Below are 21,214 nucleotides of genomic sequence, written 5' to 3' on the forward strand. Positions count from 1 at the left end.
ATGAAGATTAGAAGTCTTAGAGAAGCAAGTGTGTGCGAGCTCACAGAAGTATTTAATGATTCATTTTCAGATTATATACTTCCCTTTCACCTAACAGAAGACAGCTTGGCATTTAAACTTACTAGTGATTTGGTTGATTTAGATTATTCTATCGGAGTATTTGATAAGGATAAGTTAGTTGCTTTTATGCTAACAGGAGTGAAGAGAGTAGATGAGCAACCCTATTTCTATAACGCAGGTACGGGAGTGAGAATAGCGTATAGGGGGCAACGCTTAGTCGCTCAGATGTACAGTTATGCTATTCCTATTTGGAAAGAAACAGGGAATACTGTAAATCTATCCCTTGAGGTCATTAAAGGAAATGATAAAGCTATTCGTGCTTATAAAGCTCAAGGATATAATATAAGTAGAGATTTATTGTGCTTTAAAGGACAACCACGTGAAGTGCATTATAAGACAGCTAATATTGTAGTAGAAGATGTAGAGCAAGTATGCTGGAACACAGTTCTCCCTTTTTGGGATATCCAACCAAGTTGGCAAAATTCGATCGTTGTATTAGAAAAAATTAAAGAGGATATTCGATATAAAGTAGCTAAAGTGAGAGGTAACATTGTAGGATATGTAGTCTATCACAAAAGTAATGGTAAAATATTTCAATTAGCAGTAGATAAGGCTTACCGAAATAAAGGCATCGCAAAAATTCTCGTGAATGATGTGGTTAATATTTTAGAAACTCCAATTCTGATTACCAATGTAGATGATAAAGGAGTGGATGTAATTTCTTTCTTAAAAAGGATAGGCTTAGAACATTATATAACGCAACATGAGATGGTGATGAAGTTATGACTTAGTATTTGAAATTGCATACAATAGATATAATTAATTTTTTTAAGATACAGGATGATTAGCTACTGCTTGTTCTATGGTTCTGTGCTGAGCACGGAGTTATAGGAGATATGCAAAACTTTGTTATTCGATTATAAAAGACTTTAGCATGTACTAGAGTCTTTTTTTATGTCTTAGCAGTCTTTTGTTTATGTTTTGGTAAGTTGTACTTATTTCTACATTGTTTCTTTTATTATACGAATAGTAGATTGACTTTATTTATATTCTAATAATTCGGTATTAAAGTAAGTTTATTTAGTGAAAAAATTACAATGTGTGATTTTTTAACAAATGCATAAAATTTAAATTGTTAAATGTTAGTTATAAAACCCTGTTATTCACGTATTGTGAATTTATTTTGAGTTTTTATTTTGGATAATTCACATATGTCGATATATATTTGTCAAAAATATAAATGTATTGATAGTCGAAATGAAAAAACAAATTCTATTTAGTCTCCTAATTGTAGGAATATCTGCTATAAGTTTTACTGCTTGTTCTTCTAGTGATGATATACAAATCACTGAAGAAGCACAAAATAATTCTAAAATGTTTGGTAAATGGGAACTTGTAGAAAAAGCAGAATTGGATGTAGATGGTAGAATAGTAAAGGAGACTTTGGCAAGTAATTTAAATGTACCTGCTCAGACAGTAGATTATTATAAAGGAGGCATTACTATTCAAACAGATTATTCAAATCAAAAAGATAGTCAAGGTAATTATTACAATGAAAGGTCTCCTAGACAATGGATGTTAAGCGGAAACAAACTGTACTTAGGTATCAGTAAATCATTAGAGCAAAATGCTGAACAGATTTATGATATTCGAGTATTAAGTCAGGATCGATTAATTATTGAACGCAAGATAGATACAAAAGATGGTAATCGTTATGCTTCTAATGTGAGTAGTATTAAAATTATCTATAAAAAAGTAAACTAATCTTTTATTACTCTTAAGCATTAGCACCTTACCGTAATTATTATAATGTGGGTAGTAAAAAGATTCTGTAAATAATAAGTAATATAACTTTAAAAAACAGTTGTCAAAACGAGAGTGGAGATAGCTGTTTTTTTTTTGTTTTCCTGATAATATGAGAAGAATTGAAAAAAAAGATCCTTTTTAGGGTATAAGCTAAGTGATTGTAAATGTAAATTATATACCTTAAAAGTATATCTGTGTTTTAATTATTATTATAAATTAGTGTTTTTTGTCTAAACTAAATATGTTATTTTAGTTTAATTTAAGAATTAAATAAACACTATTTTTTTTAAAATTAAAATTGCTAATTAACGCTTTTATTTTTTCTTTATTTGTGAAATCGTTTAGATTTTTGCGTAAATCTATGTTATTTTTTTAGTCTCCAATATAGGGTGTTTTATCTGAGATTGCTTTTGTTAGCTTAATGCTTTATAATCTTCTTAATAAATAGTTACAATACAGTGTTAATATCTGTACTCTATTTACTGGTAGGACATTTGTCTTATTTCTTAGATGTTTTGTACTTATAAATTTGCCCAGAAATTACAAAACAAACAATTATGTTACAAAAGTTACTTTTATTAATTATTTCAATCGCATTGTGTTTGAACTTTATTTCTTGTTCTAATGATGATGTACAGATTACCCATCATGCAAAAAATAAAGCATTATTAATAGGTAAATGGGAGTTAGAGAGTAAAATATATTACGATCAATGGGGAAATGTTATTCCTGGAGAAATAGATAATACTTGTTATCCTCCACAATTTTTAGAATTTCATAGACATGAAATTATGATTCAAACTGATTTTTACCAAGACAAAGAAACTATAGATAATACACTTGAAGAACGTTCTCCTTACCAATGGTTTATGGTAGATGATAAATTGTATTTAGGTATAGGAAGAGATGTGTGTTCTGATGATTATCAAGAGTATGATATTCTTGTATTGACAGAAGAAAAATTAATATTGGAAAGAAGTATAAATGAATATGATAAAGAACCTTTCTTTTCAAGAGCGAAGGTTGTGAGAATTTCTTATAATAGAAAATGCTTCTAATAAGAGGGATAATATTTTTTTACATTTGGTTATTTAGTAATATTTGTATTTTAAATAGTAAATTTAAAGTTTGATAAAATATAATATTAGATGGATCATATATACACTGTCTGTCAAGGTAAGTATCAAATTTGTACTAGTTTGGTAGAAATGCGGATGTCTCATTGGGTAAATACCTTTATGATTAGAGAAGCAGATACTTATAAGCCTGTGTTAGATCCAACGTCAATTGATTTGGATTTAGAGAGTCATAGAGAAGAGGGGAATCAGTTATTCTTGAATTTTCGTATCTATCCTAATGGCAGTAAGTCATATAGGTTGATAGTTGATTTTGAGAGTGATAAGATTATTTATGAAGGGCATTTATATGACTATAATTCTATAGATAGTATAATAAGTAAATTAAGGAATAAATAGTATTCAAAACAGAAAGCTATTTGTTGTAATTAGCAGCTGTTTTTATGTACTAGACAAGTGTATTTAAGTAAGAAAACAGTATCTTTCAAGCGATAAATAGAGAGTTAAATAATATATGGGACTACAGATAGGAGGAATAGTAATAGATAAGAATTATCAATCTGATTTGATAGGGTTAGAAGCAATATTAAACAGAGAGTTAATATGTGAGGGAGAGGTCACTTTTAAGAAAGCTACTACGAACGATAAAGATTCAGATATATTAGATATTATCTTCTTAGAGGAGGCTACTTTAATTATAACATCTATGGATATGGCTTCATTATCATATAAGGCTAGTCAGCAGAAGGTAATGTCTTTCGTTATAGACGAAGAAGCAATGTTGTTTAGCCTTTATTACACAGAGAATGGCTTCTTGATAAGAAAAGTGATCGAAGCAGAAGGTTATGTAGTAGAAAGTGGAGGAGAGCAATTAGAGTATGAAGAAGTAGAGGATAGTAAGGTAGAACTAATATACCATCTAATAGAGGATATAATAGGTGAATATTTATGGGATATAGATTCTCAGGAGAGTTGTATGCGGTTTGGGTTAAAAACAAATAAGGTAGAAGGAGAAACATTTATTACTAGTTCTATACCCTCTTTTGAATTTGAAGACCTAGAAAAAGAATATTCATGTAATGAAAGTAGAGTAGTGAATATGAATGAAGAAATTACTAAGGTAAAAAGACAAAAGAAGTCGTCAATCATAAAACAAGTTATAAAGGGGCTAGGGCTAAAGAATTAAGCTACTGTCTCTTAAATATAAAAGGGAATCTATAAAATAGATTCCCTTTTATATTTATTCTTTTTTCTCAACAGGTTTATTTTTGTTGATTTCATCTTGAAGTTGACGACGTATTCTTTGTTCACGTTCAAGAGAGGATTTTCTTAGTTCTTCAAGTTCCTCTTCTGTTTCAGTTAATTTTCTATTTACTTCTCTAATTTCAGAAAAGCTTCTTTTAAATCGATAATATATTATTCCTAAGACAATAATTAGTATACCTATAATGGCCCATACAATCGTTAAAAAAGTTGATTTCTCTGAAGATATTCCTAATACTTCTATATTTTTAGTAGTAGCCAATGAAGTCGAAAGAGAATCTCTAGTTATTTGTAACTGAGAAGCTAAGCTTTCAACAGATTCTTTATGCTCTAAAGAAGCGTCTTTATTATTAGCAATAGTTAAATGTAATTTAGTAAGAGAGTCATTTACATTCTTTTGTAATTGATGCAATTTCTCTACTTCAACAATTTTGGATTTTTGCCAATTTGTTGATTCATTTAGTAAAGTATTGAATTGATTATCTATTGTATTTGTTCTTTCTTGTGCAAAGCTCGCCAAACTAATTGCAATTAAAGCAACAGTAAATGTGAATTTATTTCTCATCTATATTTTTTATTCTCGTATCTCTAGAGTGACACTTGTTAATATAATTTATTTAGCCCGTTTGTGTAAAATCTTCATTATAGAAAATATCAAAATTTAAAAGTGAATAATACAATACTCTTTTATTTCTTCAATACTTTTAAAAAGTGTTGAAGAATAAAGAACTATTATTTTATTTAAGACCTTTTAGGTTTTGTTTACATGTGCAATATATAAAATGTTTAGTATTATCTAAAATTGTTTTAAAATTCTAATAAAATTAAATATAAATACATTTATAGTTAGATATCAGTAAGCTTATTCGTCTAAAAGTTGTGTTATTTTGAATAAAATTGATTATATTCAAAATATTTGAATTTTATTGTAATAGTATTTTTTGAATTTTAGAAGATATAAAAGTTAAAAAGTGCCATATAAAAGGGGAGTCATAAAAACATATATTCTCGTAAGGTCTTTTTTGACAAGCTGTATTTTCTCTGTTTTTGTAGTTATTGAGGTTTCAGGTTCCTGTGTTTTTTTGTTAATTTTATATAGATGTTTAGTACCATTTTTTGTAAGATTAGCAATCTTTTCTTTTTGTAAAATTTATAAAAAACATTACATATTATTAGTAATAATAAAAAAAGCCACTGCTTCAACAGTGGCTTTTATATCTAATTATTGCTTTAAAAAATTACTTTTTCTCAGTTGTAATTGTTCCAAAGGCAAGTGTAGGTTTTACAAATGTTCTATCTGAGTTACTCGATTTTACGAATGTTAGATTTTTTAGTGAGATTTCATGTAGTAATTTCGGTTCAGATCCGTCTACAGGCTCAGTCCATCTAGATTTGATTACTATCTGTCCTTTAGTAGCTACCCAATACTCTTCTAATTTATTAGGATTGTTAGTATTTGATCCAGGTATATCCCCTTCGTACTCACATACCTGATTTAGATTAATACCAGTACGACTATATTGTTTTAGGCTCAGTGATCTTTTTTCGCCTAGTTCTATAATACTCTCTGTCGTAGCTTCTGTTGGAAGATCATCTTCAGTGATATTTAAGATAAGAGCTTCTTTATCTTTTAGACTGTATAATGAGTTATTGCAATTAAAATTGTTTAAACCATTACCGTTGTTATTATCAAACTTGAAAGCTAAAGTTCTATTTGCATAAGTTGTAGAACCAAAAGTCATATTATCATATTTAATACTAGTTTCACCTTGATTAAAATGTATATTTAATAAAGAAAATGTATATTGATAAATTAAGTTGACACTGTTATTATCAGAACTAGTATTATTATTTATCTGTACGGTTCTATCTATTATGACTGTTCCACCTGGTGATGCTGCGATACTCTGAATAACAGAAGGCGTAGCAGGAGGGGGAAGATTACAGATAGATGTACCTTCTACTTTATCAGTATACTTTCTATAATCTAAGCTAGTATCTGTTCCATTAATTTCAACTTTAGCTCTGTTGATAGTCTCATCTCTCATGATGTTATCAGCATCAATAACAAGTATTAATGCTTCATCATTCTGAAGTTTGTAGAAGATCTTATCAGCTCCTGGCGTAGTACATCTTTGTACAGCTGTGACTTTGCCAAAATCAATGTCTTTATAAACTAGATTACCATCATCACAAGAGGTAAGTAAAAACATAAAAGATATACCTGTAAGGGTAAAAAACTTTTTCATCAGTCGTGAATATATTATTATATACAGCAAAAATAGTTTTTTTATTGCTATAAAATAGTTTGTACATCTATATTATAATTTTTTATGTTTTAATTATTGTTTCTGAGTGTTGTTATTGGCATTTTGTGTAGTGTATTTTTGCTTATACAGGATAAAAAACGTGTATATAAAAAAAATGATTGTCTTTTTTATGTAGAGATAGTATTTGTCTATATTTGGAATTGTTAATTTAATTGTAATAAATTCTTGATGTCACATGAATAATTCGGTAGTAAAAACTAATTATCCTGCACTATATACCTTAGTAACAGTTTTCTTTTTTTGGGGATTTTTTGGAGCGGGTAATAGTATTTTTATCCCATTTTGTAAGGCTTATTTTCACTTAGATCAGTTTCAATCACAATTGATTGATTTTGCTTTTTATACTGCATACTATTCAGGGGCTTTGATTTTATTTATCTTAAGTACAGTTAAGGGTAAGGATCTTGTGACAAGTTATGGTTATAAAAAATCTATAGTATTTGGTTTATTATTTTCAGCATTAGGGGCAGGATTAATGATTTGGGCAGTGAATGTAAATATTTACACCGCCTTGTTGATAGGATTATTTGTAGTGGCTCTCGGTTTTTCGTTACAACAGATAGCGGCTAACCCTTTAGTTATATCTGTCGGAGATCCTAAGACAGGAACGAGTAGAGTAAGTTTAGGAGGAGCGGTTAATTCATTAGGAGGAACCATAGGGCCATTATTAATGGCATTTGCTTTATTTGGAAGTACAGTAGCACTTACAGATGATCAGATACAACATTTGAGCTTGTCGAGTATGACCATGCTTTATGCTGGAGTAGGTGCTCTATTTGTAATTGCGGCAATGTTATTTAGGTTTTCAAAAAAGATACCTGATGGTGTGCGTATTGAACCTATGGAACCGGCAAAGAAAGCGATCGGGACTTTAGTTATAATGACACTATTATTAATGTTGATATATATTCCTGTTTTTAATACATATAGTCAGTCAGCTAATGAACCTATAGAGCTATTGGCTAAAGAAAAAGCGAGTTTAGAGAGTAATAAGGTGGATGTGTCTCAGGAAATTGAAAAAGAGAAAGCAATAGCATTCATAGATTCTCAAATCGTTGAAATAAAAGAAAATTTAGACAATAAACGCATTATGTTGCTTTCGGCTGCTTTAGTGGTAATAGGCGGAAGTATTGGTTTTGCATATAGAAATAGTAAAAAGAATAAACAAGGATGGGGAGCAATGCAATATCCACAGTTGCTCTTAGGGATGTTTGGTATTTTTGCTTACGTGGGTGTTGAAGTAAGTATTGGAAGTAACTTAGGGGAGTTGTTGAAGTTAAAAGAGTTTGGAAATCTACAGTCTTCTCAGATAACTCCTTATATATCTATGTATTGGGGGAGTTTAATGATTGGGAGATGGGCAGGTGCTGTGAGCGTATTTAATCTATCTAAAGGGAAACAATTATTGGCGATGATCGTTGTCCCATTCTTAGCATATTTTGCTGTTTTAGGAGCTAATTACTTAGCAGGGAATGATGTGACACCTTTGTATTATTATTCAATCTGTGTTGTTTTACAAATTGTATTAACGTATTGGGCAAAGAATAAGTCTGCGAGAACATTAATGCTATTTAGTCTTTTTGGGCTATTCGCAATGTTAGTTGGTTTGTTTAGCACGGGTATGATTGCTATATATGCCTTTTTAGCAGGTGGTTTAGCATGTAGTGTATTATGGCCAGCTATTTTTAATATTGCTATTATCGGTTTAGGTAAATATACTGCTCAAGGATCGTCTCTATTAATCATGATGATATTAGGAGGAGGAATTATTCCTCCAATACAAGGAAAAGTAGCTGATATGATAGGTATTCACCAATCTTATATCGTTAGTTTATTGTGTTTTGTCTATCTACTATTTTTTGGGATAATCGTTAAAAAGGTATTGGCTAAACAGAATATACAAATCGACCAGATCGACTAGAACAACAGAAAATACTTCATATTCTCCATCAAATGGGGAATTATCTGAATGAAAGGCGATGATGTAAATAAAATAGGTATTATTTGTTTTAGAAGCTGTAATTATTCGAATTTAGATAGAATTACAACAATAGGGATAAAGGTTTAAAAGGTAGATTTCATTAAATTTGCCAAACAATTGAAAAGTTGTAATTTGATTTGTACTAATAATGCGAGTTTTATTACATTTGCGTTCACGTGACACTAAAAGACATAACAAAACGACTCTTTTTTTAAAAGAGAATAACAATAATTTACCAACAAACAATAAAATGAAACACGTTTATCTTGATAATGCTGCGACTACATCAGTACGTCCAGAAGTGATCGAAGAAATGGTTAATGTTCTTAGAAATGATTATGGAAATCCTTCTTCGACTTATGCTATCGGTAGACACGCTAAGGCATTAGTAGAAAATGCCCGAAAAGTAATAGCTAAGCAATTTAATGTAACCTCTTCAGAGATTATCTTTACTTCTTGTGGAACTGAAGGTAATAACTGGATATTGCGTTCTGCAGTGCGTGATTTAGGAATTAAGAGAATTATCACTACAAAATTAGAGCACCACGCTGTATTAAATACAGTAAAACAATTAAAAGAAGAGTTCGGAGTAGAGTTAGTCTTTTTAGATATACTACCTACGAGTGAAATTAATTATAGTCAATTAGAGAAACTATTAAAAGATGAGTCTATTCCCACTTTAGTAACTTTAATGCACGTGAATAATGAAGTAGGAACAGAATTAGATTTAAAACGTGTAGCGGCATTATGCGAAGCACACAAAGCCTTATTTCACTGTGATACAGTTCAGTCTATCGGTAAGGCTAAATTAGACTTATCAGAAACGCCAATAGATTTTATTGTGGCTAGTGCGCATAAATTTCATGGTCCTAAGGGAATTGGATTTGCTTTTATTCGCAAGAAGAATGTTTTGAAGCCAGTTATGTTTGGTGGAGAACAGGAGAAAGGACTAAGAGCTGGTACTGAAGGAGTGCATCAAGTTGTAGGTATGGCAAAAGCTTTAGAAATGGCTTATGAGTTGTTAGATGAAGAAAGAGCACATATCACTAGTATTAAAGAATATTGTAAAGAAAGATTAGTAGAGGTATTCCCAGAAGTGTGTTTTAATGGAAACAATGTAGGGTTTTACAATATTTTAAATGTATTATTGCCTTTATCTGAAGAGAAAGCAGCAATGATGTTGTTCCAGTTGGATATGAAAGGAATAGCAGTATCTAGAGGAAGTGCATGTCAATCAGGAAGCCAAAAACCATCGCATGTATTATCACAGTTCTTATGTGAAGAAGATTTAAAGAAACCAAGTTTAAGACTCTCTTTTGGACATGAGAATACAAAAGAAGATATTGATGTTTTAATCGAAGTATTAAAAACAATCTAATTAGACTGTAGTTTAAATAGAATTTAAATCCACTCTTTAAGGGTGGATTTTTTGTTTTTAAAATTCAAGAGTGTAATCTTAACTAAAAAAAGAGAAAAGTTCACTAAAAATAAGATTGCTTTACATGAACATTAGCGCTAAATTTGCAGAAACAACACAACATTTATGAGTTCAAATAATAGATACGCATTACGCGGGGTTTCTGCAGAGAAAGAAGATGTTCACAATGCAATTAAGAACATTGATAAAGGATTATTTCCAAAAGCATTTTGTAAGATTATACCTGATCATTTAACTGGAGATGAGGATTATTGTTTAATAATGCATGCTGATGGTGCAGGGACAAAGTCTTCTTTAGCATATATGTATTGGAAAGAAACAGGAGATATCTCTGTTTGGAAAGGAATTGCTCAGGATGCCTTAATCATGAATATAGATGATTTATTATGCGTAGGAGCAACAGATAATATTTTGCTTTCTAGTACTATAGGACGTAATAAGAATCTAGTTCCTGGAGAAGTTATTTCTGCTATTATTAATGGAACAGAAGAATTAATTAATGAGCTAAAGTCTTTTGGAGTTACGATTCACTCAACAGGTGGAGAGACTGCAGATGTAGGAGACTTAGTTCGTACAATTATTGTTGATTCTACTGTGACTGCTCGTATGAAGAGAAGTGATGTTATTGACAATGCTAATATCCAAGTAGGTGACGTTATTGTAGGCTTAGAATCATTTGGTCAAGCTACGTATGAGAAAGAATATAATGGAGGTATGGGAAGTAATGGATTAACATCAGCAAGACATGATGTTTTTGATCATTCGTTGGCTAACAAATACCCAGAAAGTTATGATTCTTCAGTACCAGAAGAATTAGTATATTCAGGTAAAGTACTTTTGACTGATGCAGTAGAAGGTTCTCCTATTGATGCTGGTAAGTTAGTATTATCGCCTACTCGTACTTATGCACCTATTATTAAATCAATATTGAATAAATATAAATCAGATGATATTCATGGAATGATTCACTGTAGTGGAGGAGCTCAAACAAAGATTCTTCACTTTGTGGATAACTTACATATCATTAAAGATAATATGTTCCCTGTTCCGCCGCTATTTAAGCTTATTCAAGAGCAATCTAATACAGATTGGAGAGAGATGTATCAAGTGTTTAACTCAGGTCATCGTATGGAATTATACGTAAGACCAGAAGTGGCAGCTGATATAATTGCTATCTCAGAATCTTTTAATGTAAAAGCACAGATAGTTGGTAGAGTAGAAGCTTCAGAAGAGAAAAAATTGACAATCACATCTGAATACGGAACGTTTAGATACTAAAAAACATATAACATAAAATGGCAAGATTGCTTTCTATTGATTTCGGTAAAAAACGTACAGGTATAGCTGTAAGTGATGAACTTCAAATTATAGCTTCTGGATTAACTACAGTTGATACAGAGCAATTATTGTCTTTTTTGAAAGACTATTTTTCTAAAGAAAAAGTCGAGAAGGTGATCATTGGAGAACCAAAACGTCTAAATAATGAACCATCTGAAGTAGTACCTCTATTGAATAGTTTTATAGAAAAGTTTACCCAGTCTTTTCCTGATATGCCTGTTGAAAGAATAGATGAGAGATTTACTTCTAAAATGGCTTTTCAAACAATGATAGATAGTGGTCTTAAAAAGAAACAAAGGCAGAATAAGGCGTTGATAGATGAGATAGCAGCGACTATCATTCTCCAAGACTATATGAGAAGATAAATGTTTTTTAATTTTATGATTATTTAAGATTAGTTGTAGATAATTTCTCTTAAATAAAGATTAGTTTTGCATATAAATAAATCCGATATAATGTCAAGTATACAAAAATCAGAGGCTGATGTTGTTTTGGTAGGGGCAGGTATTATGAGTGCTACTCTTGGGGTCCTACTGAAAGAGCTGAAACCAAACTTAAAAATTGAGGTTATTGAGCGTCTCGACAGTGCGGCTGCCGAAAGTTCTGATGCAATGAATAATGCCGGAACTGGACACTCTGCGTTTTGTGAATTAAATTATACGCCTGAAAAAGCAGACGGTACAATAGATGCTTCTAAGGCAATCAATATTGTAGAGCAATTCGAAGTTTCTCGTCAATTTTGGTCTTATTTGGTAAATAAGGGAATCCTTAAAAATCCAAGTAATTTTATCCATACTGTACCTCATATGAGTTTTGTGTGGGGAGAAGATAACGTGAATTTTTTAAGAAAACGTTATAATGAACTTCAAAAATATCCATTGTTCCAAGGAATGGAATTCTCTGATAATAAAGAGAAGATAAAAGAATGGGCTCCTTTAATTATTGAAAACAGAAAAGAAAATGAAGTATGTGCTGCAACACATATGAATTTTGGAACAGATGTTAACTTTGGGGATCTTACTCGTCAGTTGTTTGACCATTTGATGAATGAAGATGGTGTTAATATGACTTTTAACTGTGAGGTTAAAGATATTACAAAAACTGGTTCTGATTGGACTGTATCCGCAACAGATAATAAGGGACAAAAAAAGGTAATTAAATCTAAGTTCGTATTTGTCGGAGCAGGAGGAGGAGCAATCTTGCTATTACAAAAAGCAGATATTGCCGAAAGTAAAGGTTATGGTGGTTTCCCTGTAGGTGGAGAATGGTTAGTATGTCGTAATCCTGAGGTTGTAAAAAAACACATGGCTAAGGTATATGGAAAGGCATCTGTAGGAGCACCTCCGATGTCAGTACCTCACTTAGATACTAGGTTTATTGATGGTAAACATTCATTGCTTTTTGGACCATATGCTGGTTTTTCAACTAAGTTTTTGAAAAAAGGATCATATTGGGATCTAATTAAATCATTAGAGCTTAATAACATTGGCCCAATGCTAGGAGCTGGTCTACGCAATATGGATCTGACAAAATATTTAATAGAACAAGTATTACAGTCTTCAAAATCTCGTTATGAAGCATTAAGAGAATACTACCCTGATGCTAAAGAGGAAGATTGGAAATTAGAAAAGGCAGGACAACGTGTACAGGTTATCAAAAAAGATAAGGATGGCAAGGGGATTTTGCAGTTTGGTACTGAAGTTGTAAGTGCCGCTGACGGATCAATCGCTGCTTTATTAGGAGCATCTCCTGGAGCATCAACTGCTACACCTATTATGCTAAAGTTATTGTCTCAATGTTTTAAAGAAGAATTTAAGTCTGCTGAATGGCAAGCTAAATTTAAAGAAATGATTCCTACTTTTGGATTAAAATTAAATGAACATCCAGAACTAGTAGAAAGCACTAGGGATAATACAAGTAAGACTTTAAAAATATTTCCACATAATTAATAAAAAAGCACTCTTTAATAGAGTGCTTTTTTATTAATTATGTAGTGTGTTCTTTGTTTTTTAAAAAGAATATATTAGTTATAAAGGTAGTGAATGTATATAACTATTATATTTACATACCTTATTCTTTTAGTTATATAATAATAATTAGCTGAATAAATAATTAATATATAGGCACTTAAAAATGACTTCTAAATTTCTTTACCTAATTATTCCTCTCTGGGTATTAGTACTTGTCATGTATAGTTGTGATAATTCAAAACAGAATGATACTCTAAATCATTCTATAAAGGAATTTGTAAAAAACTATAATGCAGATGCGGTAAATGACTTAATGCTAAAACAAGCAGATTCTGTAGGTATGCATGTATTGTCATTGCCTAATTCTCTTGAAAATAGAGAATTAATAAAAGAGTACATTAGTAAGACTAAGGCTAGTAAAAAGTATTGTGATCAGTTATATAACTATGCAATAGATGATCGTGATAGTGTAGCCGTGGCAAATGCTTATTTGCTAACCGGTCAGCATTATTTTAATAATCTCGTATTAGATAGTGCTTACTATTATTTTAATCAAGCTCAAAAGCTATATCTTATAAAAAATGATTCTTTAAATATAAGTTATACCTATTATCTGAAGGCTCTGGTACTAAATAAAAATGGTGTCTATGCTGAGGCAGAACAACAAATTCTAAAATCTCTTCGCTATAATATTAAAGACATGCCTATGCGAAGACGCTATCAGCAATATTTTACGATTGCACATGCTTTTAATGGATTAGGTTTGTATGAGGATGCTTTGCATTACTATAATAATGCATTTAAATTACTTTTAGATAAAACAATGCTGTTAGAAGAATCTGAAGTATATATTAATCTTAGTAAAACTTTTTTAATTGGTAGTGTAGCAGATGTTTACATAAAGCAAGAAAAGTATAGTAAGGCTAAAGAATTATTATTAGAGGGCATAGATAAGTATATAGATTTTAATGATATAACGAGTGAAAGATATTATGCGTATTTAGCGATTAGTTTGGCTTCTGTTAAATTAAATACTAATGATTACAACGGAGTAGATACTTTGTTGAATAGCATAATAAAAATAGGCGAAAAGAATAAGAACAGAATTATTATTCATAAAGCTGAATTAGTTTTGGCTGAATATTATCTGTTAGCAGGACAAGAAAAACTAGGTTTCTCTTTAGTTGAAAAAACACTAAAAGAAGTTCGTAGTGTAGGAGATTTTGAAAATCAATTGAAGGCGCTAGAACTATTAATTTCTTATGATTTAGATAGGTCCGATCAGTTTTTTATTGAATATGTTGAAATAAATAAGCGGATTAAAGGGGAAGGAGATTTAACTCAGAACAATTTTATAAAGATAAAACAAGAAGCGGACTCTTTGAATGAATTGAATAAAGCATTATTAGAACGTAATAGATTGTTAGCTATAGTTACTATTAGTTTATTTGTGATTGTAGCTATTAGTTTATTAACTTATTTATATCATTTAAAGATAAAGAAAATAGGATTGATTAAGATGTTTCAAAAAGATACTGAACAATATTATAACTCTATTATAAATGTTCAGAACTATTTGGCTGTAGCGAAAGATAGAGAGCGTAAAATAATTGCAAAAGAATTAAATGATGGTGTTGTTAATAGGTTATTTGCAACTCGATTTACATTAATGCAATTAAAGAAAGATGAAATTAATAATCATAAAGATGTTTTAGTAAATGAAGTTATCGAAGTAGAAAGTTATATTAGAAATGTATCTCATAGTCTTGTTAATGAGGAGGGAGGGAAAGTTAAAGAGTTTCAACAGCTATTAAACGAACTTATCTTAGTACAAAAACGACAATCACATGTTGACTTCAGTATACAAATAGATTCAAAACTAGATTTAGAAGCCCTAGATCATAGAAAAAGAATAAACATTTATCGTTCCATCCAGGAAGTTTTGTTAAATGTAGTTTTGTATTCTAATGCAAGTAATTGTTTAGTAGAATTTAGGTATAAGAACCCTATAAGTTTTGAAATAGCGATTACATATAATGGAATTGGTTTGGATACTAAAGCAATGAATAATAGATCAGGACTATCTAGTGTAAAAGAACGAATAGAGATTATAGAGGGAAAACTATTTATCATTAATAATAAACAGAATGGTACAAAAGTACTATTTGTAATTTATTTCTAGAAAGTTAGCTAACTTGAGGTAAGTGCTGTTCTTATATTGAGTATTTTGTTTAATATTTGATGATTAATAGATAATTAGATAGTTTTTGTTTTTAGTTAAGTAATTACTAATTGTTCTATATATTTGCTTTGTTTTTATTATATCTTGTTGTTTGTGTCTAAAATAAATGCCTTATACTGTGCTATTCTGTGTCTTTGTTTTTCAATGACTAATTGCACACAGACTCAAACGTATAATGACGAGTTAGTTTTAAAGGATATAAATACATTCATTAAAAGTTATAATAGATTTAATCCTACTGATAAAGATAAAGCAGCTGCAGACTCTTTAGGTAGTGTTATACTGAGCTTAAAGAATACTGAGCAAAGTAGAGATGTTCTAAGAAAATATATATTACTAACGAATGCAGATAAAAAATATATAGAAGAACTATTTAAGCGATCTAGAAGAGAAGAGGATAAGAAAAATGAAGCACATGCCTTCTTTTTACGTGGTCAAAGGTATGCCCAAAGCTTTTTGATTGATAGTACTTATTATAATTATACTAAGGCTGAATTCTTATTTAAATCTATTCATGATTCTGTAAACTTACAAGAAGTTTATTCCCATAAAGCAATTGTGCTTTTGAATAATAAAATCTTTACGGAAGGACAATCACAGATTTTAAAAGCAATGAGTACTAATAAAGGGCATAAAGATGCTCGTATTAAGTATTCAGAATCTGTTATTATGGCTAATGCTTTAGTAGGTCTAGAGCAATTACCAGAAGCTTTAAAAGAATTAAATTTATCTTTAGAGCTTTTAGAGAACCCAGAAATCACTAAGTTTTTTTTACCGGATGCAATTAGGTTGAACAAAGTTACTATTTACTATAACATAGCAGAGGTTTACATTAAGCAAAGAGAGTATAAAAAAGCTCAAGATTTAATACATCATGTAATTGAAAATTATATTACTGGTGAAACTACTATTGAAGCTATGATGCTAGCACATCTGTTGTATAACTTAGCTCAAGCTGATATTAAAAGTAAGCATTATGATGATGTAGAAAAGAATCTTGTCAAAGCAATTGATATACAATTAAAGAATAAGAATCTTCAGGATTATAATTCGTATAAAATTCTTTTAGCAGAGTATTTCTATCTAATTAAAAAAGAAGAACAAGGAAATCAACTTGTAAACGAGGTATTAAAATATGCTCGTCAAAAGAATAATCTAGGATTAGAAAAAGAGACTCTTATCATTCTATTAAAATACAAAAAAGAGCAATATAATGCCAATTTTGTGAGATACGAGGAGTTGAATAAACTTATTCTAGATGAGAATAATGTGATCAAGAATACTTTTGCAAGGCTTAGTTTTGAGGCTGATTCACTAGAACGGGCAAATGCACAATTGCAGAATCAGAAAAGTATGATCACTATGGTTGCTAGTGCTTTACTAGTATTAGCTATAACTATCTTTTTTATTATTCTGTTCAGACAAAAAGCGAAGGAAGTATCTTTAGTGAAATTATTTCAAAAAGATACTGAAAAATATTATGATTCCATTATTAATGTAAACAGTGTATTAGCAGAAGCGCGTAATATAGAGCGAAAGGAAATCGCTAAAGAATTACATGACGGGGTTTTAAATAGGCTATTTGTCACTAGATTTTTATTAATGCAAGTGAATAAAGAGTCTGTAGAAGAGCATAGAGACTCTTTAATAAATGAAGTGAAACAAGTAGAAAAGTATATAAGAGGAGTATCACATGCTTTAGCTAATGAAGAGGATTTCAAGGTAAATGAGTTTTCTAAACTATTAGAAGACTTAGTTTTAATTCAAAATAGAAATAAATCAGTTCTATTTAGTTTAAGTTTAGATGAAGGAATCAATTTTAAAGATTTAAACAATAATTATGAGGTACATATTTATAGGGTAGTACAAGAATGTTTGCAAAATGTTCATAAACATGCTCAAGCAACTAGATGTGATGTGGTTTTTGAAAGTTATGGCGATAGAGGTTTTAAAGTATCGATTAATGATAATGGAGTTGGCTTTGATATTAATATTGTAAAAAAAGGGATAGGATTTAATAATATTAAGGGTAGAGTAGAGTCTATGGAGAGCAGAGTTAATATTTTAAGTGCAGAAGGCAGCGGAACAAGTATATCATTTATTATTGATTTATAAGGATCAGCAGAATGTTAGAATACGAATCTAATATAAAAGAATAAAGGGCGCTTAGAAGCGCCCTTTATTCTTTTATCCTTCTTCAGTAGAGAAGGTTATTCTTTTAGAAAAATACATTAGTATGGCGATGATGGTAAATAATCCTATACTACCGACTATTAGTGCCGCTTCTTTGAGTTGTAATAAGAAGAATAAAAAGGCGTATAAAGCAAATAATAATCCAAATATACTCGCTGCGATACGTTTGTTTTTACTCAGTCCATAGATAAATGAAGTAATCAAAATTACTGTTGCTGAAGCAGAAATAATATACGCTATACTAAAACCTGTATATTCTGCAAAGGATAAGAGCAAAACGAAGTTGATACATAAAGCTAGTCCTACTAATGTGTAATGTAATATGTTGATACTTAAGTTTTTTAAATTCTCCATAAAGAAGAATGTAGCGAAGGTCAAACCAATAAATAGTAAAGCATATTTAGTAGCACGGTTTACTTTGCTATAGAAATCATTCATTTGTAGGAACTTCATTCCAAAACTATAATCTGTCAACTGGGTGATTGTATTTAGATCTGAACTGACAGGTATAGATTGAAAAATTGTCCATTTTGATTGCTCGTTTATGCTTTGTTTTTCATCATTATCAGGTAGATAATTTCCAATGTATTTGATATCCTTATAATCAGAAGTGACATTGACATTAGTCTGTTTAGCAGTTGCTAGAAAGTTAATTTCTGTAGATCCCTTTAACTGAATAGGAAAAGTAATATTACTTAAATCTATATCTTCTTTATGAATATCATAACTTAAGAATGAAATCTTAGAATTGATTCTTAATGATCTATCCTGTTCAAAGTATTGTTGTGGATTTTTGTTGATAAGAATCTCTTGAGTGAAACCTTTGCTGTCTGAGACAGAGAAGACAATCTTCGCATTTGTAAATGCTTCCTTTCCTGCTAGATTTAACTTAGTAGCTAATTCATCTAGAGTAGGGAAGCTAGCTTTTACATTCAAGTCAGTATTATAAAGAGTTACTTCATATAGACTTCTTTTCTTAATTTGAGTTTTTATATCACCTGTAAAATCTTGCTTAATAGGAGTTTGTAAATAGCTGTTTAATTGTTTCATTACTTTTCCATCTTCAGTAAGATAGTTTGTATAGTATTCTACAAGGACAAAAGGACCATATATGGTTTGTTTTTGCCCCCACTTAGACGTTACTTCAGTTGTTACTTCACTCTGAAAACTCTCACGTTCAGAGATTAAACTACTGATAAAAGGTAGTGTGATAAGTAACATAAGAGATAATACACTGATTATAACTCCTTTGATCATTGGTTTGTAATTTTCTTTTTTCATAATTAATGATTTAAAAGCACTTTGTTTTTCAAAGTTTGTGGGTAAAAAAATTATTTGAGCTTTTTTATTAAACTTTCTAAATAGGCTAAGTGTTGTTTAAAGGCAAACTTGCCTTCTTCTGTTGCGGTATAAGTAGTATTAGTTTTTCTTCCGACAAATCCTTTTGTGACAGTTATATAATCACTTTCTTCTAGATTCTTTAAGTGAGAGGCAAGGTTTCCATCTGTTAGGTCTAGATATTCTTTTAGATCTTTAAACGATAAAGAATCATTGACCATTAATCCACTCATAATACCAACTCGGATACGATTGTCAAAGACTTTGTTTAATTTTTCTAAATCGAATTTCATATATGAGTTATAATTTATTTATCGTATTTATTCCATAAAATAATCCCGTAAAGCAAATGTACTAAACCGAACCCTATTGCCCATAGTAAAAGTGTATAGTCTAGAAAATAAAATGCCAGTAAACCTAAGATTATTTCTAGTGCTGCGATTGCTTTTACTTCTTTGACTGTGTCTTCTTGTACGCTAAATAATGCTAGACCATAGAATAATAGTGTAGTAGGTAAAGCAAATTGTAGCAAGTGATATTTGTGTAATATTAAACATAATATCCCTGCTATTATTAATGGAATACTAAAGCGAATTAATAGGCGTTTAGTAACTTGATTCAAGAATGATTTACCCTGTTTGCGCGTTTTGCGTATTGTGAAGTAAAATCCACCTACCACAGCAATGACAAAAGTGGTGATAGCTAGTACTAATAGCATTTCTGCAGTATAGGCTGTTTGATATGAATCTTCTAAAGTCAGGTTCTCATAACTGTATGTAGAGCTTGTCTGCCAATAGTATAAAACACTTGCTGCAATCAGGCCACATAGACCTACCCAAATACCACTCCAACCACTAAGACTTAAAAACTTAGTAGAGCGCTCCATTATCGACTTGATTTGATTTAAATCTTCAATAGCTTTATTAGTCATATAAAAAGTACTTTGAAATACAAAGTTAATAAAATAATGATACGCCTAACCAAAAAATAAATATTTATTTTAAAGGCTATAAATCTATACTAACAATCACCATTATAACCTTTAAAGATTAGGTATATCCAAATCGAAAAATGTTTGAACCTAAGTAAATTTGCTTATTTTGATAAGTATATTACGGTAAATAAATATTTCAAAAATAGCAATGGTCGCATAGTTATCGGATAATGGTCGCATAGTGGTCACATAGTTTTGGGTATTTTTTATGCGACTACTATGCGATCTTAGTACCCTCATCATCCTATGTATGGTTATAGTATTGATAATTTTAAAAATTAGTAATATATGTATTCTGTATTTATGTATTCGTTTGAGCAGTATTTTATGTCAGTTTAAGTTTAAAAAATAAATCATAAAAAATAAATTTGTTACTTGCTGTTAATTAAATAATGAATTATGACACAGAGTACTTCCTATACCTTCTCTACAGCTAATGATTTGACAGCAGAGCAGAGTATAAACTATAATGATCAAGTAGATCAGTTTAATGTTTGGCCAGCTTATGTATTAGCAGATAAAGTGAATTCGAAATATTGGGAATTGATTTATGATCTCTTTTCAAAATATCAATTCTATATGTTAGAAAATGGAGTGGTAGTAGGTAATGGAAATTGTATTCCTCTTCATCTTACTTCAGCAGAGTTAGCTGATTTACCAGAAGGAGGATGGGATTGGGCTCTAGAAAAGGCTGTAACAGATTATGAGAAAGGGTTAATTCCTAATACGCTTTGTGCACTGCAGATAGGACTTAATAAGCACTATCAAGGCAAAGGAATTAGTCATCAGCTAATTCAATATATGAAAAACATTGCTTTGTCTACAGAAATGACTGCTTTTATACTGCCGATTAGACCGAATTTAAAGACAAGCTTTCCTTTGATTTCAATGGAAGACTATATCCAGTGGAAGAATGAAGAAGGATTACCTTATGATGCATGGATACGTACACATGTAAAAGGGGGAGCTCATATCGTGAAGATTTGTCAGCGTTCTATGGTTGTTGAAGGAAGTATAGAGGAGTGGGAACAATGGGCTAATATGAAGTTTAGAAGCTCTGGTCAATACATCTTACCTGTATTGCTTAATCCTATTCGAATAGATTTAGAAAAGGATAAAGGTGAATATGTAGAACCTAATGTATGGATGCGATATGAATTAGATTAGCTCTATCTGATTGTAGAA

The 21,214-nt window shown here is 30.4% G+C and carries 18 protein-coding genes; 13 read left to right on the forward strand and 5 right to left on the reverse strand.

What is annotated here, in order from left to right:
• From AABL85_RS02550 to AABL85_RS02570, 5 genes are all read left to right on the forward strand, one after another.
• Nucleotides 1-846: a GNAT family N-acetyltransferase gene (locus AABL85_RS02550; protein WP_341309064.1), complete on the forward strand. Its 846-nt coding sequence runs from the start codon at nucleotides 1-3 to the stop codon at nucleotides 844-846.
• Nucleotides 847-1,317: 471 nt separating this feature from the next.
• Nucleotides 1,318-1,824 carry a hypothetical protein gene (locus tag AABL85_RS02555; RefSeq protein WP_341309065.1) on the forward strand — a complete coding sequence of 169 codons (507 nt, stop codon included), beginning with the start codon at nucleotides 1,318-1,320 and terminating at the stop codon, nucleotides 1,822-1,824.
• Nucleotides 1,825-2,468: 644 nt separating this feature from the next.
• Nucleotides 2,469-2,924, forward strand: coding sequence for a hypothetical protein (locus tag AABL85_RS02560; RefSeq protein ID WP_341309066.1), 456 nt, complete (start codon nucleotides 2,469-2,471; stop codon nucleotides 2,922-2,924).
• Nucleotides 2,925-3,014: 90 nt separating this feature from the next.
• Nucleotides 3,015-3,341 carry a hypothetical protein gene (locus tag AABL85_RS02565; protein WP_341309067.1) on the forward strand — a complete coding sequence of 109 codons (327 nt, stop codon included), beginning with the start codon at nucleotides 3,015-3,017 and terminating at the stop codon, nucleotides 3,339-3,341.
• A 115-nt stretch (nucleotides 3,342-3,456) separates the two neighbouring features.
• Nucleotides 3,457-4,128: a hypothetical protein gene (locus tag AABL85_RS02570; protein ID WP_341309068.1), complete on the forward strand. Its 672-nt coding sequence runs from the start codon at nucleotides 3,457-3,459 to the stop codon at nucleotides 4,126-4,128.
• A 54-nt stretch (nucleotides 4,129-4,182) separates the two neighbouring features.
• Here AABL85_RS02570 and AABL85_RS02575 read toward each other — a convergent pair whose 3' ends face one another.
• On the reverse strand, nucleotides 4,183-4,770 hold the full coding sequence (locus tag AABL85_RS02575; RefSeq protein WP_341309069.1) for a hypothetical protein: 588 nt from the start codon (nucleotides 4,768-4,770) through the stop codon (nucleotides 4,183-4,185).
• Nucleotides 4,771-5,443: 673 nt separating this feature from the next.
• Nucleotides 5,444-6,454 carry a hypothetical protein gene (locus tag AABL85_RS02580; RefSeq protein ID WP_341309070.1) on the reverse strand — a complete coding sequence of 337 codons (1,011 nt, stop codon included), beginning with the start codon at nucleotides 6,452-6,454 and terminating at the stop codon, nucleotides 5,444-5,446.
• A gap of 256 nt (nucleotides 6,455-6,710) precedes the next feature.
• Between AABL85_RS02580 and AABL85_RS02585 the strand changes: the two genes are divergently transcribed.
• From AABL85_RS02585 to AABL85_RS02615, 7 genes are all read left to right on the forward strand, one after another.
• Nucleotides 6,711-8,456 (forward strand): MFS transporter, encoded by a 1,746-nt coding sequence (locus AABL85_RS02585; protein ID WP_341309071.1) that lies wholly within the window; start codon nucleotides 6,711-6,713, stop codon nucleotides 8,454-8,456.
• Nucleotides 8,457-8,766: 310 nt separating this feature from the next.
• A complete protein-coding gene (locus AABL85_RS02590) occupies nucleotides 8,767-9,894 on the forward strand; it encodes a cysteine desulfurase family protein (protein ID WP_341309072.1) in 1,128 nt (375 codons plus the stop codon).
• Between the two features lie 165 nt (nucleotides 9,895-10,059).
• The gene (locus AABL85_RS02595) at nucleotides 10,060-11,232 is read left to right on the forward strand and encodes an AIR synthase related protein (protein WP_341309073.1); all 1,173 of its coding nucleotides are present in this window, start codon (nucleotides 10,060-10,062) and stop codon (nucleotides 11,230-11,232) included.
• Between the two features lie 17 nt (nucleotides 11,233-11,249).
• On the forward strand, nucleotides 11,250-11,657 hold the full coding sequence (ruvX, locus tag AABL85_RS02600) for a Holliday junction resolvase RuvX (protein ID WP_341309074.1): 408 nt from the start codon (nucleotides 11,250-11,252) through the stop codon (nucleotides 11,655-11,657).
• Between the two features lie 87 nt (nucleotides 11,658-11,744).
• Nucleotides 11,745-13,241 carry a malate:quinone oxidoreductase gene (locus AABL85_RS02605; RefSeq protein ID WP_341309249.1) on the forward strand — a complete coding sequence of 499 codons (1,497 nt, stop codon included), beginning with the start codon at nucleotides 11,745-11,747 and terminating at the stop codon, nucleotides 13,239-13,241.
• A 184-nt stretch (nucleotides 13,242-13,425) separates the two neighbouring features.
• On the forward strand, nucleotides 13,426-15,444 hold the full coding sequence (locus tag AABL85_RS02610; protein ID WP_341309075.1) for a hypothetical protein: 2,019 nt from the start codon (nucleotides 13,426-13,428) through the stop codon (nucleotides 15,442-15,444).
• A 204-nt stretch (nucleotides 15,445-15,648) separates the two neighbouring features.
• Nucleotides 15,649-17,619, forward strand: coding sequence for a sensor histidine kinase (locus tag AABL85_RS02615; RefSeq protein WP_341309076.1), 1,971 nt, complete (start codon nucleotides 15,649-15,651; stop codon nucleotides 17,617-17,619).
• Between the two features lie 72 nt (nucleotides 17,620-17,691).
• On the opposite strand, the gene creD is transcribed toward AABL85_RS02615, so the two are convergent.
• From creD to AABL85_RS02630, 3 genes are read right to left on the reverse strand one after another with little or no spacing between them, the layout of a single operon-like run.
• Nucleotides 17,692-18,978, reverse strand: a complete 1,287-nt coding sequence (gene creD, locus AABL85_RS02620) for a cell envelope integrity protein CreD (RefSeq protein WP_341309077.1) — start codon at nucleotides 18,976-18,978, stop codon at nucleotides 17,692-17,694.
• A 50-nt stretch (nucleotides 18,979-19,028) separates the two neighbouring features.
• Nucleotides 19,029-19,328, reverse strand: a complete 300-nt coding sequence (locus AABL85_RS02625; RefSeq protein ID WP_341309078.1) for a transcriptional regulator — start codon at nucleotides 19,326-19,328, stop codon at nucleotides 19,029-19,031.
• Between the two features lie 14 nt (nucleotides 19,329-19,342).
• On the reverse strand, nucleotides 19,343-19,966 hold the full coding sequence (locus AABL85_RS02630; protein ID WP_341309079.1) for a hypothetical protein: 624 nt from the start codon (nucleotides 19,964-19,966) through the stop codon (nucleotides 19,343-19,345).
• A 462-nt stretch (nucleotides 19,967-20,428) separates the two neighbouring features.
• On the opposite strand from AABL85_RS02630, the gene AABL85_RS02635 reads away from it, so the two are divergent.
• Complete coding sequence (locus tag AABL85_RS02635; RefSeq protein ID WP_341309080.1) at nucleotides 20,429-21,196, forward strand: N-acetyltransferase; 768 nt, start codon at nucleotides 20,429-20,431, stop codon at nucleotides 21,194-21,196.
• Nucleotides 21,197-21,214: the final 18 nt, after the last annotated feature.

It is taken from the genome of Myroides odoratimimus (genome assembly GCF_038039805.1).
In the GTDB taxonomy this organism is placed as follows: domain Bacteria; phylum Bacteroidota; class Bacteroidia; order Flavobacteriales; family Flavobacteriaceae; genus Flavobacterium; species Flavobacterium odoratimimum_B.